Raw genomic sequence first — 16,554 nt, forward strand, 5'->3', positions numbered from 1 at the left:
GAGCACCATCCGAGTTATGGCTTATCGGTCTTTCACTCCAACGAGGGTCGCCGTTTTCGAACGGGCGCGACCAGGTGGTGACGGATTGCGACAGGAGCGGTCGCGCAGGGTAAGGCACACCGACCGGGGGCGCTCGTCGGGAGGCGTGCCCCCGGGGCCGCGCTTATCGTGATCGAGGGGGTGTCGCCGGTCCATCGCGGGGCGAGCCTGGAGGCATGCATGCTGTCCGTGCACCAACGAGGCACGGTCGCCGGAGCCGCGACCGCGACGCTCGCGCTGCTCGCGGCGAGCCTCCCCACGGTGGCGGCGGCCGCGGACCAGCCCGACCTGTCGCGTTTCTACCAGCAGAAGGTCAAGTGGGCCGCCTGCACGGGCTCCGGCATGCCTCACGACATGCAGTGCGGCAAGGTGACCGTCCCGCTGGACTACGCGCGGCCCGGTGACGGCACCCTCGACGTGGCACTCGCCCGCTATCGGGCGACCGGTGCGTCGCGCGGTTCGGTGGTGCTGAACTTCGGCGGCCCGGGGGGCGCCGGGATATCCCAGCTCGCCGCCGACAGCAAGGATTTCATGGGGCTCACCAACGGCTACGACGTGGTGACCTTCGATCCCCGGGGCGTCGGCCGGTCCTCGCCCGTCAGCTGCGGCGCGGGGGCCCAGGACATCTCCGCCACCACGGACCCCACCGTCGAGGCGGGCGACCCCAAGGCCGCGCTCAGGACGGTGGAGCAGTACGCCAAGCAGTGCGTCAAGCACTCCGGCCCGGTGCTCCGCCACATCGGCACGATCAACGCCTCCCGGGACATGGACGTCATACGCCAGGCGCTCGGCGACAAGAAGCTCAACTACCTCGGCTTCTCCTACGGCACCCGGCTGGGCGCGGTGTACGCGGCCCAGTTCCCCGACAAGACGGGCCGGATGACGCTGGACGGAGTGGACACGCTCACCGAATCGCTCACGGAGCAGTCCCTGGTGAGCGCCCAGGGGCAGCAGACCGCGCTGGACGACTTCCTCACCTGGTGCGTCAAGGGCGTGGCCTGCCCCTTCGGCAAGGACGCGCGCGGGGCGCGGAAGCAGGTCGTCCAGCTCGTCGACTCGCTCGACCGGGACCCGATGACGTCGGCCTTCGGCGCCCAGTTCACCGGCCAGGACCTGGTGGGCGCGATCAGCCAGGCGCTCTACAGCGAGTCGTTGTGGCCCTCGCTCGAACAGGCCCTCGCCGCCCTGATCCAGGACGGCGACTCCCACGCCCTGACCCAGTTGTCGGGCGGCATCGCGCTGCCCGGTGTGCGCGCGGCGGGCCGGACGGACGGCGGCCTCGTCGGCGACGAGGACGTCCCCGTCGACAACCTCCTCGCCGCCCTGATGGCGATCAACTGCGCGGACGACCCCGACCGGCCCACCGCCGCCCGGCTCACCGACGACCTGAGCCGGCTGCGCGCCACCTTCGAGGAGGCCTCCCCCGTCTTCGGCCCGTTCCGGCTCAACCAGGTGATGCTGTGCTACGGGCGGCCCAAGGGCACCGACTTCATCCGCGAACACGTGCGCGACGTCCACACCCCGAAGATGCTGCTCGTCGGCACCCGCGGTGACCCCGCGACCCCGTACCGGTGGACCGTCGAGACCGCCGCGCGGCTGGGTCCCTCGGCCGTGGTGCTCGACAACAAGGGCGAGGGGCACACCGGCTACACGTCGTCGAAGTGCGTGCACCAGAAGGTCGACGACTTCCTGCTGTACGGCTCCCTCCCGGGCAGCGGCAGCTCCTGCGGGGCCGAGGACGACAAGGCACGCTGACGGCGCGGTCCGGCGGTGACACGGCCGGGTGACACGGACGAGCCGGCTACAACCTCTCGTACGCCGCGGTGGTCACACTGGGCAGGGCGCCGCCCGTACCGGGCACGGCGCACCGTTCGTGACGACTCCAGGGGGAACCGCCGATGCGCATCCGAACCGTCCTCACCCTCTCGGCCGCCGCCACCGCTGTGCTCCTCGCGGTGCCCCAGAGCGGCTCGGCCACTCCGCAGCAGGCCGCCGGCCGGATCGCGAAGTGTGCGGAAAAGGTCCTCCAGCTGCGGGCCGGGCAGTCCGCGGACGCCCGCGTCGTGCACATCGGCGTGACGAACCGTTCCCCCCGAACCTGCACCGTCGACCGCATCCCCACCGTCACCTTCGGGGACCTGGACGGCGCCGCCCTGCCGACGCCCGCGGGAGAGAGCGGACCGTACCGCCTGGGCCCGGGCCGGACGGCGTACGCGGCCGTCCGGACGATCACCGACCCGGCCGATCCCGAGGCGCGCAGGGTGGACTCGATCACCGTGTCGGCCGACCCGTCCCTGTTCGGGCGTTCGTTCACCGCGGAGCAGCTGGGCGCGGGGGACGCCGTGCTGGTGTGGGAGCCGGTGACGACGTGGTGGAAGCCGTCCGTGGCGGCCGCGGACAAGGCGCTCGGCCTCGGCTGAGCGCCTCCCGGCATCACTGGGCGTGTGCGGTCGCGGGGCCGCGGACAACCCGAGCGGCAGCTCAGCTTTCGCCCCGCGCCGCGAGGTGGGCTTGACTCGTGGTGTGCGCCGGATGCTCTTGCCGCTGTTCGTCGCCCTCGGCGCGGCCGGGGCGCTGGTCCTGGCATGCGCCGTGTCGGCGTGGTGGTGGTGCGCGGCCGGAATCCTGCTGGCCCTGACCGCGCTCGCGGTGCACGACCTGGCACAGCGCCGCCGCGCGGTGCTGCGGAACCACCCCCTGCTCGGCCGCTTCCCGCGCGTCGTGGCGGGACGTCACTCCGCCGGACGGGCCGACGACGGGCGACCGTACGGTCCGGGCGTGGTGGCCCTCGTGCGCGAGCGTGCCGCGGGTGCCGAGGCACCCGAGCCGTTCGGCACCCGACGGGACGTGTACGCCAGCGGGCACGAGTTCCTGGAGCCGTCGATGTGTCCGGCCGAGGTGCCCGACGAGCCACCCGTGGTCCGCGTCGGGGGCCCCGACTGCACCAAGCCGTACGACATGGCCCTGCTCAACGTGTCCGCGATGAGCTTCGGCGCACTGTCCTCGCACGCCGTCCTCGCGCTGAACAGGGGGGCGGCGAAGGGCGGTTTCGCGCAGGACACCGGCGAGGGCGGTCTGTCGGACCACCATCTGCGCGGCGGCGGGGACCTGATCTGGGAGATCGGCACCGGGTATTTCGGCTGCCGCACCGCCGAAGGGCGATTCGAGGCACGGGAGTTCGCGGACAAGGCGGCGCTGCCGGAGGTCAAGTGCGTGTCGCTGAAGCTCTCGCAGGGCGCTCATCCGGGGGCCGGCGCGATCCTGCCGGGTGCGAAGGTCGGTGCCGAGGTGGCCCGGGTGCGCGGCGTGCCGGCGGGCCGGGCCGTGGTGTCACCGGCGTACCACCGGGAGTTCTCCACTCCACGGGAGATGGTGTGCTTCCTGGCCCGCATGCGGGAGCTGGCGGGTGGCAAACCCACCGGGTTCAAGCTGTGCGTGGGTTCGCGCCGTCAGTTCCTCGCCGTCTGCAAGGCGATGCTCGCCGAGGGGGTCACCCCGGACTTCATCGTCGTCGACGGCGCGGAGGGCGGTACGGGCGCCGCTCCGGCGGAGTTCCCCGGCGCCGTGGGGACGCCGCTCACGGAGGGCCTCCTCACGGTGCACAACGCGCTGGTCGGTGCCGGGCTGCGCGACCGCGTCCGGATCGGTGCGAGCGGTGGCGTCGCCACCGGCGCGGACATCGTCGTGCGGCTGGCGCAGGGAGCGGACTACACCAACGCCGCGCGCGCGATGATGCTCGCCCTCGGCTGTCTTTGGGCCCGTCGCTGTCACACCGGCACCTGCCCGACGGGAATCGCCACGCAGGACCCTCGTCGGGTGCGCGCCCTGGACGTCGCCGACAAGGCCGAGCGTGTCCACCGGTATCAGCGGGCGACCGTGCGCAGCGCCTGCCGGATCATGGCGGCCGCGGGGGTGCGGGACCCGGCCGGCCTCGTGCCCCGTCTCCTGCTGCGGCGCACCGACGCGGCGACGGTGCGCTCGTACGCGGAGCTCCACGAGTGGCTGGAGCCCGGTGTGCTGCTGACCGGGCCGCCCGCGTCGTGGCGGGCGGACTGGCGGGCGGCGGACCCGGACGTGTTCTGAACGCCCGCGGTCGACGTGCTCAGAAGTCCACCGGGTCGCGGACGATGGGACAGGTCATGCAGTGGCCGCCGCCCCTCCCCCGCCCGAGCTCGGCGCCGACGATGGTGATGACCTCGATGCCGGCCTTGCGCAGCAGGGTGTTGGTCTGGGTGTTGCGGTCGTAGGTGAACACCACGCCCGGTTCCAGCGCGACGGCGTTGTTGCCGCTGTCCCACTGCTGGCGCTCGGAGGCGTAGACGTCCCCGCCGGTCTCCACGACGCGCAGCTCGGACAAGCCGAGGGCCTTCGCGACGACGTCGGTGAAGGGACGCGAGCCCTCGTCGGTGAGTTCGATCCCGGGGGCCTTGTCGCTCGGGCGGAGGGAGAAGGTGTGGACCGCGTCCATGATGGTCGGGTACAGCGTGACGAGGTCCCGGTCGGCGAAGGTGAAGACGGTGTCGAGGTGCATGGCGGACCGCAGTTTCGGCATGCCCGCCACGATGACGTGCTCGGCGGCCCCGTTCTCGAAGAGGGCCGCCGCGACCTGGGTGATGGCCTGCCGTGAGGTGCGCTCGCTCATGCCCATCAGCACGATCCCGTTGCCGACCGGCATGATGTCGCCGCCCTCGAACGACGCCTGGCCCCAGTCCCGTTCGGGGTCGCCCCACCACACGGGAGAGCCCGCGAAGTCCGGGTGGAAGGTGTAGATCGCCTTCATCAGGAGCGTCTCGTCGTGCCGGGCGGGCCAGTACAGCGGGTTGAGCGTGACCCCTTCGTACAGCCAGCACGTCGTGTCGCGGGTGTACAGGGTGTTGGGCAGCGGCGGCATCAGGTACTCGCGGACGCCCGTCGACTCGCGGGCCAGGGCGACGTAGCCGGAGCGGAATGCGTCCGGCAGGTCGGCGGTGGCCAGACCGCCGATCAGGTACGTGGCGAGCTCGGCGGGTCCGAGGGTCTCCAGGAAGGCCCGGGTGTCGTCGACGAGTCCGAGTCCCACCTCGTTCGCGGTGATCTTCCGGTCCAGGAGCCAGTCCCGGGCGACGGGGATCGCCATGGCCTGGGCGAGCAGTTCGTGCAGCTCCACCACGTCGACGCCGCGCTCGCGCAGCTTGTTGACGAAGTCGGCGTGGTCGCGCTGGGCGTTCTCCACCCACATGACGTCGTCGAAGAGCAGGTCGTCGGAGTTGGTGGGGGTCAGCCTGCGGTGCGCGAGGCCGGGCGCGCAGACCAGCACCTTGCGCAGTCTGCCGACCTCCGAGTGGACGCCGTACGCGGGACGGCCGGTGGTGTCCTGACTGGTCACGGTGTGCCTTTCTCCGGGTCAGAGGCTGATCCAGCCGAGCGCGAGGGCGGCGATGCCGAGGGCCGCGCCCGCGGTCGAGACGGCGAGGATGACGAGTTCGCGGGGCGAGAAGAGCCGTCTGCCCTGCTCGCGCCGTGCCATCACGAACAGGACCGTGGCGGGCGCGTAGATGATGAAGGAGACGAGGATGAACTTCAGTCCTGCCGCGTACAGCAGGAAGGCGGTGTAGAGGGTCGCGAGGAGGCCGACGGCCAGGTCCCTGCCGCGTCCGGTGCGCGCGATCTTCACGGCGAAGGCGGCCGCCAGCAGGAACGGAATCAGCGTCAGGGCGCTGGTCAGGTCCAGCGCGAAGTTGAACGCGTCGTCCGAGAACAGGGTGACGACCAGCATGATCTGAGTGAGGATCGTCGACATCACCAGGGCGGGCACCGGCACGTCGGCGGCGGTGGAGCGGGCGAGGAAGCGGGGCATGTCCTCGTCCTTGGCGGCGACGAACAGCACCTCTGCCGCCATCAGCGTCCAGGCGAGGTAGGCGCCGAGCACGGAGACGATCAGCCCGACGCTGACGAAGACCTTGCCCCAGGTGCCGACCGCGCTCTCCAGGACCCCGGCCATGGACGGCTGGCGCAGCGCGGCGATCTCGCTCATCGGCATCAGCCCGTACGACACGATCGTCACCGAGGCGAAGATCGCGAAGACGCTCAGGAAGCCGAGGACGGTCGCGCGGCCCACGTCCTCGCGGCGGTCGGCGTGCCGTGAGTAGACGCTCGCGCCCTCGACACCGAGAAACACGAACACGGTCGCCAGCATGGTGCCCTTGACTTGGTTGAAGAGCGAACCGGCGTAGTCGGCGCCGGCGAAGTTCTCGGCGAACACGTGCGGTTTCAGGTAGAAGAGCGCGAGGACGACGAAGACGAGGATCGGCACGACCTTCGCCACGGTGACGATCCGGTTGATGGCCGCCGCCTCCTTGACCCCGCGGCGGATGAGGAGGAAGAACGCCCACAGGCCGACGGAGGAGATCACCACCGCGAGGACGGTGTCGCCCTCGCCGAGCGCGGGCGCGATCGCCCCGACGGTCGACATGATCAGCACCCAGTACGTCACGTTGCCGACGCAGGCGCTGGCCCAGTAGCCGAACGCCGAGAAGAAGCCGAGATACTCGCCGAAGCCCGCCTTCGCGTAGGCGTAGACGCCCGCGTCGAGGTCGGGTCTGCGGATCGCCAGGCGCTGGAAGACGAAGGCGAGCATCAGCATGCCGGTGCCGGCGACGGCCCAGGCGATGAGGGCGCCGGCGACGCCCGTCTCCTCGGCGAACCGGCTCGGCAGGGAGAAGACTCCGGCTCCGACCATCGAGCCGACGACCATCATCGTGAGGGTCAGCAGTGTCAGCTTCGCGGCCGGCGGCGCCTGCGCGTCCGTGTCCACCTGCGTCATGGGCGTCCTGCCGGGAAGGGCATCGTCGTGCGCGACCACGATGCGGACCTCGTCATCTGGCGACGCAGCGACCCTAGCAACGAATTGCACCAAATGCCCGATAAGGGAATTGGTCCTATGGTGCTGTTATGGAGCACGCACTCAGCCCCGCGACCCTCTCCGAGCTGCGCAGGCCGCGGCCCTACCCGGCGGTGTCGGTGCTGACGCCGACACATCGCCGCGAGCCCGACAACGCCCAGGATCCGGTCCGGTTGCGCAATGTGATGACCGAAGCCAAGAAGCAGCTGGAGGCCGATCCCGCCGTCACCCGCGAGCGGCGCACCGATGTCCTCCAGCAGCTCGACCGGGCCGTGTCCGAGGTCGACCTGGCGCATGCCGAGGACGGTCTGGTGATCTTCGCGGCACCCGGCGAACACCAGGTCTGGTCCCTGGCACGCACCGTGCCCGAGCGCGTCGTGCTCTCGGACACCTTCCTGACCCGCAATCTCGTCGCCGCGCAGGCCTCCGAGCGCCCGTTCTGGGTCCTGTCCGTCGCCGCCGACCGGGTGACCCTCTGGAACGGCGGCGGAGGCCATGTCGTCGAGGACCACACGGGCGGATTCCCGCTGGTCAGGGGCCGCGAGAACTTCGACGCGGAACGTCAGGAGCAGATCGGTGACATGCCGAGCACCTTCCGCGACGAGGGCACCCGCCGGTTCCTGCGCGACGCGGACACCGTCGTGGCCTCGGTCCTGCGGGAGAACCCGCGACCGCTGTACGTCACCGGTGAGACCGCCGCGCTCTCCCTCCTGGACGAGCTCGGCACCGTGACCAAGGACGCGACGCACATCCCGCACGGCGGGCTCGCGCACGGTTCCGCCGAAGCCGTGTGGCAGACGATCCGCCCGCTGATCAACGCCGAGGAACGCAAGGGCGCCGTCGAGGTCGCCCGCGAACTCGAAACGGCTCTCGGCCGCAAGGAGTTCGCCGCCGGCGTCGACGAGGTGTGGCACAGCGCGACCGAGGGCCGCGTCCGGCTGCTCGCCGTCGAGGAGAACTACCGTGTGACGGTCCGCGACGACGGCGACCACCTCGTCCCGGCGGAGAGCGGTGATCTGGACTCCCGTGAGGACATCGTCGACGAGATCGTCGAACAGTGCCTGGAGACGGGTGCCGAGGTCCGTTTCGTCCCCGACGGGAGCCTCAGGGACGCGAAAGGCATCGCCGGGGTGCTGCGTTACTGATCACTCCGACCGACAATCGGACAGAGAACCGAACGTCGGCGGAGAGGTACGGAGCGCGTGAACGACCTGTTGGGTGTCGCAGTCCTGGGTGCCGGACACATGGGAGCCGACCACATACGACGGATCGACCAGCTGGTGAGCGGCGCCCGGGTCGCCGCCGTGGCGGACCCCGAGACGGACCGGGCGAAGGACGCCGTGGCCGGCATCGAGAACGTCTCGGTGCACGCCGAGGCCGTCGCCGCCCTCGACGCGCCGGGTGTGCAGGCGGTGTTGATCGCCTCCCCCGGCCCGGCGCACGAGGACGCGCTCCTCGCCGCCTTCGCGCGCGGGCTGCCGGTGCTCTGCGAGAAGCCGATGGTGCCGGAGTCCACGGGCGCGCTGCGGGTGGTGGAGGCGGAGGCGCGGCTCGGCCGCCGGCTCGCCCAGATCGGCTTCATGCGCCGGTACGACGCGGAGTACCTGCGCCTGAAGTCCCTGCTGGACAGCGGCCGGCTGGGCAGGCCCTTGATGCTGCACTGCACCCACCGCAACGTGTCGTCGCCGCCCCACTTCACCTCGGCGATGCTGGTCAACAGCTCCGTCTCGCACGAGATCGACGCCGCGCGCTGGCTGCTGGACCAGGAGCTCACGGCCGTGACCGTGCTCCGCCCCCGGCCCTCCTCGCACGCCCCGGAAGGCCTGCAGGACCCCCAGTTCGTGCTGTTCGAGACCGCGGACGGTGCGGTGGTCGACGTCGAGGTCTTCGTCAACTGCGGCTTCGGGTACCAGGTGCGGTGCGAGGCGGTCTGCGAGTCGGGCAGCGCCCGGATCGGGGACGAGCACACGATGGTGGTGACGCGGGCGGGCGGTGCGCACGAGGAGGTGGCGCAGGACTATCTCGTGCGGTTCGCCGACGCCTACGACCGTGAGGTGCAGGCCTGGGTGGACGCCACCCGGCAGGGCCGGGTCACCGGCCCGAGCGCCTGGGACGGGTACGCGGCCTCCGCCGTCGCCGAGGCGGGCGTCCGGGCCCTGGAGGAGGGCGGCCGGGTGACCGTCGAACTGGCCCCGCGCCCGGACCTGTACGCGTGAACGACGGCGGCGGGCTCCCCGGCCCGCCGCCGCGCAGCCGCTGACGCTCGCCGCGCCCGTCTCGATGTGCCCGGTGAACCGCCGTGACCAGCTCGCGTCGGAGTCCACGGTGATCGTGAAGTCGTACCAGCCGTTCTGGTACGCGACCGCGTTGAAGAAGTCCTCCGTCGAACCGCCCGCGGCGACCGTGTACATCCAGGGGCCGTCGCCGCGGTAGTGGTTCGAGGTGACGGTGAACGTGACCGCGGAGGCGGCGGTGTCGCTCATCCGGAAGTAGACGGCCGTCTTCCCGGTGCCGGGTTCGGTGGCGTACCGGCAGCCGACCTCGGCCGACCTGCCCGCCTTCGTCGCGTCGCCGGTGGTGTCATTCGCCCGCCCTCGTCGCCGGCGTGCCCCTGTGGCACACCGCGCGCCGGCGTGCACGCGGTGACGGTCAGGGTCCACAGCGCGCGGTGAGACCCGGGTGAACAGCGGCCGAATCCCAGCGAGTCGGCGGGGACGGGCCCCTGCGCGCCGTCGGGCCGCGGCCGGCACGTCGCGCGGGCCGGGCTGCCGGGACGTCGTCACCGGGGACCGGGCGCCGTGCCGTCCGCCGGGTCCGGGACGAGGATCACCTTGCCGGTGACGGTGCCGGACTCGGCGAGCCGAACGGCCTCCGCCGCGCGGCTGAGCGGGACGCGCGCCGCCACCTGCGCGGTGATCGTGCCGTCGGCGAGCAGGGCGAGCACCTGGCCGAGGTCGGTGCGCAGCCGCTCGTGGAAGGCGGCCGAACGGCGCTTGCCCGCCCAGATGTTGTAGAAGTGCGTGCGCCGGCCGTTGGGCAGCAGCTTCCACAGGAGCAGCCGGCCGATGAGCTTGAGCACGGGCAGCTTGGAGGAGCCGGCGACGTCCCGGGTGGCCGCGGTGCCGTACGAGACGAGCGTGCCACCCTTCGCCAGCAGACCGAAGGAGTCCACGATGCCGTCGCCGCCCACGTGGTCGAAGACGGCGTCGACGCCGCCCGGCGCCAACTCCCGGACCCGGCCGGGAAGATCGGCGGCGCGATAGTCGAGCGGTGTCGCGCCGAGCGCGCGCACCGCCTCGTGGTGCCGGGGCGAGGCCGTGCCGATGACCCGGATGCCGGCGTGCCTGGCCAGCTGTACGAGGGTGGAGCCCACTCCGCCGTTCGCCCCGTGCACCAGAACGGTCTGTCCGGCACGGACCCGGGCGACGCGGTGCAGCATCTGCCAGGCCGTGATGCCGTTGACGACCACCGTCTCGGCCTCGGCGGGGTCCAGTCCGCCCGGGACCTCGACGAGACCGGCGACGGGGAGCGCGACGAGGCTGGCCCATCCGCCCACCTTGGTCAGCGCGGCGAAGCGCCGGCCGATCAGGGAGGCGTCCACGCCCTCGCCGACCCGGACGACGACGCCGACCATGTCGTACCCGGGCACGAAGGGGAACGGCGGCTGGTCGTAGTACTTGCCGCGGCGCATCTGCTGCTCGGCGAAGGACACTCCGGAGGCCTCCAGGGCGAGGACGACCTCGCCCGCGGCGGGCCGTGGCGCGGGGCGGACGCGGATCTCCAGGCCGGCGGGCTCCACGACGCCGGGGAGGACGACCTCGGTCACCGCTCCCCCGGCGGTGTCGCCACGCTCGGCGGGGTCGCCGTTCTCGACGGGGTGACTCTCCATGACGGCCTCCGGGTTCATGACGGACAGAGCTCCTTCGTTATTGACTCTCGCTTGCGTGAGAGGTTCTAACTAAAGCTTGCTCCTCTATATTCTGTTAGTCAAGAGCGGTCACCACCGCACCCCCAGCAGACGAAGAGGCGATGACGTGGCCACAGGAAGCCGGACCGGTACGGGCCCGCGCGATCGGTTCCGCGCGCAGGTACGACAGGAGGTCAAGACGGCGGCGCTCGGGCAGCTGGCCGAAGGCGGTCCGGAGGCACTGTCGCTCAACGCGGTGGCCAAGCAGCTGGGCATGACGGGACCCGCGCTGTACCGCTACTTCGCCAACCGGGACAGCCTGCTCACCGAGCTGGTCGTCGACGCCTACGGAGACCTGGCGGCCGCACTGTCCCGGGCGGCGGGCCACGAGGCGAAGCACCCCGGCGGCGGCCCGCACGACAGCGACGCGGGCGACACGACCGACGCAGGCGGCACGACCGACGCGACCCGCGTGGGCGGCGCGACCGACGCGGGCCGCACGACCGGCACGGGCACGAGCGGCGCCGAGGCTCCGGACGCCGTCGCCCGGCTGGCGGCGATCGCCCGGGCCTACCGCGCCTGGGCGCTGACCGAGCCGCACCGCTACCGGCTCCTCTTCCGGGCGCCGCTCCAGGGGTACGACGCCCAGTCCGCCAGCCTCGTCGAGGCGTCCCAGCCCGCCATGAACGTCGTACTGGAGGCGGTGAGCGACCTGGCACAGCCGGACCCGGCGGCTCCGGAGGGTCCGGCGGCACAGTTCCGGCAGTGGATGGAGCGCCACGGCATCGAGGACGTCCCGGAGGCGGTCGCCGCGCGATCCACCATCCTGTGGGCCCGTCTGCACGGCTTGGCCAGCCTGGAGATCGAGGGCAATTTCGCCTCGATGGGCATCGACCCGGCGGCCCTGTACGACGCCGAGGTGAAAGACTTCACGAGCACTCGCACATATGCTCCTCGAACGGGAGAATGAACGACGGGCACAACCCCGCAGTCACCCGTCAAGTCACGTACGCCACCTACGACTTGACCCGCCGCACGCGTACCGCATCCGTCCCGGGCGACCGGCCCGGAAGGACTGCGGCATATGCCAGATGCACCACCGTATCGGGTGTTGCCAAATCCCTTACAGCGCGTCGCAGGCTGTGCAACAGTCGTAACGGTCCTTCCGGCACACAGGTCGTACCGTCCCCGCATCGGAGTACGTCATGCCCTCCCATCTCTCTGCGGACCGCTCCGCCGCCCAGCCGCCCCGGCGCGGCTCGGTCGACGCGCTGATCTCGCAGACGCGGCAGCTGCGGGGCGAGGTGGATGCCGTACGGCGTGAGGCACCCTCCGACGGCACGGATCCGCAGGAACGCTGGCAGCGTGCGCTGTGCAACTTGGCGATGCGTCAACTCAACGACCTGGACGCGCACTTGGCGCAGCTGCGGGACGGGCCACCACCCTTCCCCGCCCCACTCCCGGCCGCGCCGACCACCACTGAGGCCGTACCCGCCGCATCCCGGCACGGCTCACTGCTGAGCAGGGTCGGCAGCGCCGAATGGAATCTGCTGACGGACGAGGCCGGCTGGTCGGGCGAGCTCTACCAGATCCTGGGCCGCGACCCCGTCGCTCCCGCGCTCACCCTGGACGAGCTCCCCTCCCTGGTGCTCGACGAGGACCGGGTGAAACTGACCTCGATGGTCACGGACTGTCTCATCGACGCCAAACCGATCGACGGGGAGTTCCGCATCGTGCGCCCCGACGGCGAGGTGCGGGCCGTCCACATGATGGCCGAGCCCGTGCTCGACGCCGACGGCAGCACCACCTCGATGTGGGCCGTACTCCGCGACGTCAGTGAACTGCGGCGCAGCCAGCGGACGGTGAGCGAGCGCCATGACTCGCTGCAACACCAGCGGCACCTCGCGCAGACCGAGCGGCGCATCGCGGTCGAACTGCAGGAATCCGTACTGCCGCCCTGGCGCGGTGCCCTGCGGTCCCCGCACCGCGGCCCCGGAACCCTGGATCTGGCCGCGCACTACCTGCCGTCCTCGACCGGCGCGCTGATCGGCGGCGACTGGTACGACGCACTCGAACTCCCCGACGGACAGATGCTGTTGAGCGTCGGTGACCTCACCGGCCGCGGGGTCACCGTGACCTCGGGCATGGCGATGCTGCTCGGCGCACTGCGCGGGATGGCCATGGCGGGCACCGAACCGGGACAACTCATGTCCTGGCTCAACCAGTTGCTCGACACCACCGTCCAGCCCGCCCTCGGCAGCGCCGTCTGCTGCCGCTACCGGCCCGAGACCCGCACCCTCAGCTGGGCACAGGCAGGCCACCCCGCCCCCCTGCTGTTCCGCGAGGGGACGGGGCGCGCACTGACAGCACCGGACGGCGTGCTGCTCGGGGCGACCTCGGGAGCCGTCTACGGGCAGGCCGAAGAGGCTCTCGAAGAAGGCGACCTGCTGCTCCTGCACACCGACGGACTGGTGCCGCGGCAATGGGGGTCCTCTCGCCGGGCCGAAGCCGGGAGCGAGGCAGGAACGGCCGCCGTACAAGGCCTGCTCGGCCTGGCCCCACGCTTCGACGGAGCCCGTACCGCCCAGGACTGTGTACGGATGGTAGTCGAGGAATTCGGCGAATCCGAGCGCGCGGATGACGCGTGCGTGCTCATCGCCCGGATCGGTTCCTGACGGCTTCGCGAACGGGGATCACACCGCGCCCACCGACGGTGCCAAGGACCGGATGCGCCCCTGACCCTGTCGAGGGACCCGAGTCAAGCCTGGACCCCGACCCGCCCACCGACCCGTGTCGTCGGCACGGGCTTCCTACGCCCGCGCGCTGTTTCCGCCGCCCCTCGGCTTCAACGAACCGTTGGGCAGGGCCAGTTTGATCTCCTCACGCAGGTCGTGGATCTTCGGATAGCTGGAGTACTGCCCGGTGAGCCGGTACATCTCGCGCAGCCTGTCCCAGGTCCGGTGGGAGGAGTTGGCCCCCATCGAGGTCAGGGCGAGTCGCGCGTACCGGTCGGCCTGTTCGGGATCGTCGGCGATGAAGCAGGCCGACGCCAGGGAGATGTGGTCGAAGATCTTCGACCGGTCCCGGCCCGACTCGCGCAGCTTCAGCGCCTCCTTCGCGTGGCGCTGAGCCGTGGCCGCCGCCGACGGCTCGTGCTCGGCGAGGGTGCGGTAGGCGAGGGCCTGCATGCCGTGCATGTCGGCCTCGTCGAACAGCTGCATCCAGCTCGGCGGAGGGACGTCGCCCCGGTCGGAGACGAACAGGTCCTCCGCCAGGCCGAGGGTGCGCCGCATCGCCTGCCCCTTGCCCATGGAGGCCTGCGCCCAGGCCTCGATGGTGTGGAGCATGGCCCGGGTGCGGGGTAGCACCTCCTCGCCGGAACCCGACTTCGCCAGCTTCATGAGGTCGAGTGCGTCGTCGGGCCGGCCCAGATGCACCATCTGGCGAGCCGCGCGCGAGAGCGCCTCGCCGGCGCGGGGCCGGTCACCGCCTTCTCGGGCCGCGTGTGCGGCGATGACGAAGTACTTCTGAGCCGTGGGCTCCAGGCCGACGTCGTGCGACATCCAGCCCGCGAGGACGGCGAGGTTGGCGGCGACACCCCAGAGGCGTCGCTGCAGATGGTCGGGGTGCCGGTAGGAGAGCATGCCTCCCACCTCGTTCAGCTGGCCCACCACGGCCTTGCGTTGCAGCCCGCCGCCGCGAGCCGCGTCCCAGGCCCGGAACACCTCGACCGAGCGCTCCAGTTCCTCGATCTCCTGCGACCCGATGGGGGCGGCCTCGTACCGGTCGAACCCAGCGGGGTCGGCGTGCAGGGGATCTTCGAATCGGGGAGCGTCGGCCGCGAGGGCCGGATCGGTGTGGAGCCAGTCGTGCATGGCCGTGCTGAGTGCGGATCCCGCGGCGAGCGCGGCACCCGCGCCCACCAAGCCGCGTCGGTTGAGCATGAGGTCCATTCCCGTGAATTCGGTGAGGACCGCGGCGGTCCGTTCGGGCGCCCACGGCACTCCGTCGGGATGTTCCGCACTCCCGCCGCTCTGCCGCTTTCCCGTACGCCCGTGCCGGACCAGACCGAGGTCCTCGATGGTCACGACACGGCCGAGACGCTCGGTGAACAGGGCCGCCAGCACCCGCGGCACCGGATCGCGCGGGATCTCTCCCATGTCGATCCAACGCCGCACCCGCGAGGTGTCGGTCGCCAGTTGGGGGTGGCCCATGGCCGCCGCCTGCCGGTTGACCATCCTCGCGAGTTCGCCCTTGGACCAGCCGGCCAGGCCGAACAGGTCCGACAGGCGGGTGTTGGGTTGTCCGTTCACGTCAAGCCCCCAGGTTCTCGGCTGATTTGACAGTAACCGCCTGTCAGTTGCTGAGCGACTATTCGCCAGGGTTCGCCAGGGTGCGCCAGATGGTGTGCCAGTGGACCTCGGGTGTCAGGTAGGAACGCGCCACCCCGACCCGGTTGCCGCAGGGACACTCCCCAGGGTGTTCCGGCGCGGCCGGGGCGGGTAGCGCGGCAACTCGCAGGCACACGAAGGGATCTGTATCGCCCATGTACGCAGCATCGTCCTCCGTGTCCGCTCCGCCCCGGTCGTTGCACACCCGCCCGGCGGGCAGCGGCCCCTACCTCGACCCCGCCCGCCAGGCGCCCGTGCTCGGTGCCGGCCGGACGCGACGCGTCCCGGGGCTCGGCACCCAGCCGCTCAGCGGGAGAATCGACTTGTCCGGCCCTCAGGGCGCGCAGCTGCGCACGGCGATCGCGTCGGTGCACCGGATCTGTCCGGAGTTCGCTCCGGTACAGGTGCTGCGCCGCAGCGGACGCTCCGTGCTCCTCGTGGGCACGACGGGGCGCAGCACGGCCGTCGCCAAGTGTTTACTCGACCAGTCACCGATGTGGACCGACCGGATCAGGCACGAAATAGCTGCCTACCGCTCGTTCGTCCGGCACCGGCCGCCGGTCCGGGTACCGCGGCTGATCGCGGCGGACCCGGACAACGGCACCCTGGTCATCGAGCGGATGCCGGGCCGGGTCGCCGCGCTCCAGCGGCACCCCGCCGAGGCCCCGCCCCGCGCGGACATCCGGGCGGCACTGGGCGCGATCTGCCGGCTGAACGCCTGGCGGCCGCCGGCGGGCACGTTCGACGCCCCGCTGGACTACGCGGAGCGGATCTCCCGATTCCACGAGCTGGGTCTGCTCACGGACCGGGACATGGGCGATCTGCAGAAGCTGGTGCACGGCATCGCGCACTCCGCGGGCCGTCAGGGCATGGGTCAGTTCTGCCACGGTGATGCCCTCCTGTCGAACATCCTGCTCTCACCGGCCGGTCCAGTGCTGGTGGACTGGGAGCACGCGGGCTGGTATCTGCCGGGGTACGACCTGGCGACCCTGTGGGCGGTCCTCGGTGACGCGCCCGTCGCGCGGCGGCAGATCAGCCAGCTCGCCCAGTCGGCGGGGCCCGCCGCGCGCGACGCCTTCCTGGTGAATCTGATGCTCGTGCTGACACGAGAGATCCGCACCTACGAGACGGCCGTGCAGCGTTCGATGCACGACACGGCCCCGGCGGCGCCCGGTCCGGCTCACCCGGGTGCCGCGCCGTCGGGCGAGGAACAGCGGTTGCTGCTGAGGCGGCTGCACGACGACTGCCAGATGGCCCGCCGGGCCGTACGAGCGGCGGTCGGCACTCGCTGACGGGGACGGAGGTCCGCGGTCGCGCCAGGACAGGGGCGCACCGCG

At 71.6% G+C, this 16,554-nt stretch carries 12 protein-coding genes and 1 pseudogene; 8 read left to right on the top strand and 5 right to left on the bottom strand.

The features are described 5' to 3' along the window. Positions 1-219 precede the first annotated feature (219 nt). The 3 genes from ACSYGO_RS05315 (at position 220) to ACSYGO_RS05325 (ending at position 4,122) form a co-directional block, all read left to right on the top strand. Positions 220-1,794 carry an alpha/beta hydrolase gene (locus tag ACSYGO_RS05315; RefSeq protein WP_460385902.1) on the top strand — a complete coding sequence of 525 codons (1,575 nt, stop codon included), beginning with the start codon at positions 220-222 and terminating at the stop codon, positions 1,792-1,794. A 143-nt stretch (positions 1,795-1,937) separates the two neighbouring features. Further along, on the top strand, positions 1,938-2,459 hold the full coding sequence (locus ACSYGO_RS05320) for a DUF4232 domain-containing protein (RefSeq protein ID WP_432174752.1): 522 nt from the start codon (positions 1,938-1,940) through the stop codon (positions 2,457-2,459). Positions 2,460-2,571: 112 nt separating this feature from the next. Beyond that, complete coding sequence (locus ACSYGO_RS05325; protein ID WP_460385904.1) at positions 2,572-4,122, top strand: FMN-binding glutamate synthase family protein; 1,551 nt, start codon at positions 2,572-2,574, stop codon at positions 4,120-4,122. Positions 4,123-4,141: 19 nt separating this feature from the next. Here the strand turns inward: ACSYGO_RS05325 and ACSYGO_RS05330 are convergent, their stop codons facing one another. Both ACSYGO_RS05330 and ACSYGO_RS05335 read right to left on the bottom strand, forming a co-directional pair. After that, a complete protein-coding gene (locus ACSYGO_RS05330; protein WP_460385905.1) occupies positions 4,142-5,404 on the bottom strand; it encodes an arginine deiminase in 1,263 nt (420 codons plus the stop codon). Between the two features lie 18 nt (positions 5,405-5,422). Beyond that, a complete protein-coding gene (locus tag ACSYGO_RS05335) occupies positions 5,423-6,841 on the bottom strand; it encodes a basic amino acid/polyamine antiporter (RefSeq protein WP_432174750.1) in 1,419 nt (472 codons plus the stop codon). A 128-nt stretch (positions 6,842-6,969) separates the two neighbouring features. Here ACSYGO_RS05335 and ACSYGO_RS05340 point away from each other — a divergent pair, with 128 nt between their 5' ends. Together ACSYGO_RS05340 and ACSYGO_RS05345 are read left to right on the top strand one after the other, a co-directional pair. Beyond that, a complete protein-coding gene (locus ACSYGO_RS05340; protein WP_460385907.1) occupies positions 6,970-8,064 on the top strand; it encodes a baeRF3 domain-containing protein in 1,095 nt (364 codons plus the stop codon). Between the two features lie 57 nt (positions 8,065-8,121). Then, positions 8,122-9,135: a Gfo/Idh/MocA family protein gene (locus tag ACSYGO_RS05345; protein ID WP_432186946.1), complete on the top strand. Its 1,014-nt coding sequence runs from the start codon at positions 8,122-8,124 to the stop codon at positions 9,133-9,135. 126 nt (positions 9,136-9,261) lie between these two features. On the opposite strand, the pseudogene ACSYGO_RS05350 reads toward ACSYGO_RS05345, so the two are convergent. Next, a pseudogene (locus ACSYGO_RS05350) lies at positions 9,262-9,402 on the bottom strand (phospholipase domain-containing protein); the annotation flags it as partial. A gap of 296 nt (positions 9,403-9,698) precedes the next feature. Then, positions 9,699-10,808, bottom strand: coding sequence for a medium chain dehydrogenase/reductase family protein (locus ACSYGO_RS05355; RefSeq protein ID WP_460389675.1), 1,110 nt, complete (start codon positions 10,806-10,808; stop codon positions 9,699-9,701). A gap of 145 nt (positions 10,809-10,953) precedes the next feature. On the opposite strand from ACSYGO_RS05355, the gene ACSYGO_RS05360 reads away from it, so the two are divergent. Both ACSYGO_RS05360 and ACSYGO_RS05365 read left to right on the top strand, forming a co-directional pair. Then, positions 10,954-11,796, top strand: coding sequence for a TetR/AcrR family transcriptional regulator (locus tag ACSYGO_RS05360; RefSeq protein ID WP_460385908.1), 843 nt, complete (start codon positions 10,954-10,956; stop codon positions 11,794-11,796). A 235-nt stretch (positions 11,797-12,031) separates the two neighbouring features. Then, the gene (locus ACSYGO_RS05365) at positions 12,032-13,501 is read left to right on the top strand and encodes a PP2C family protein-serine/threonine phosphatase (RefSeq protein WP_432186948.1); all 1,470 of its coding nucleotides are present in this window, start codon (positions 12,032-12,034) and stop codon (positions 13,499-13,501) included. 135 nt (positions 13,502-13,636) lie between these two features. On the opposite strand, the gene ACSYGO_RS05370 is transcribed toward ACSYGO_RS05365, so the two are convergent. Further along, positions 13,637-15,139 carry a DNA-binding protein NsdB gene (locus tag ACSYGO_RS05370; protein WP_345658438.1) on the bottom strand — a complete coding sequence of 501 codons (1,503 nt, stop codon included), beginning with the start codon at positions 15,137-15,139 and terminating at the stop codon, positions 13,637-13,639. Between the two features lie 233 nt (positions 15,140-15,372). Here ACSYGO_RS05370 and ACSYGO_RS05375 point away from each other — a divergent pair, with 233 nt between their 5' ends. After that, positions 15,373-16,509, top strand: coding sequence for an aminoglycoside phosphotransferase family protein (locus ACSYGO_RS05375; protein ID WP_432174745.1), 1,137 nt, complete (start codon positions 15,373-15,375; stop codon positions 16,507-16,509). Positions 16,510-16,554: the final 45 nt, after the last annotated feature.

Source organism: Streptomyces krungchingensis (assembly GCF_054729265.1).

Coding starts and splice junctions, on each gene's coding strand:
- ACSYGO_RS05320 (WP_432174752.1), top strand. CDS start 1,938: ATGCGCATCCGAACCGTCCTCACCCTCTCGGCCGCCGCCACCGCTGTG.
- ACSYGO_RS05365 (WP_432186948.1), top strand. CDS start 12,032: ATGCCCTCCCATCTCTCTGCGGACCGCTCCGCCGCCCAGCCGCCCCGG.
- ACSYGO_RS05355 (WP_460389675.1), bottom strand. CDS start 10,808: ATGGAGAGTCACCCCGTCGAGAACGGCGACCCCGCCGAGCGTGGCGAC.
- ACSYGO_RS05375 (WP_432174745.1), top strand. CDS start 15,373: ATGTACGCAGCATCGTCCTCCGTGTCCGCTCCGCCCCGGTCGTTGCAC.
- ACSYGO_RS05315 (WP_460385902.1), top strand. CDS start 220: ATGCTGTCCGTGCACCAACGAGGCACGGTCGCCGGAGCCGCGACCGCG.
- ACSYGO_RS05335 (WP_432174750.1), bottom strand. CDS start 6,841: ATGACGCAGGTGGACACGGACGCGCAGGCGCCGCCGGCCGCGAAGCTG.
- ACSYGO_RS05340 (WP_460385907.1), top strand. CDS start 6,970: ATGGAGCACGCACTCAGCCCCGCGACCCTCTCCGAGCTGCGCAGGCCG.
- ACSYGO_RS05325 (WP_460385904.1), top strand. CDS start 2,572: ATGCTCTTGCCGCTGTTCGTCGCCCTCGGCGCGGCCGGGGCGCTGGTC.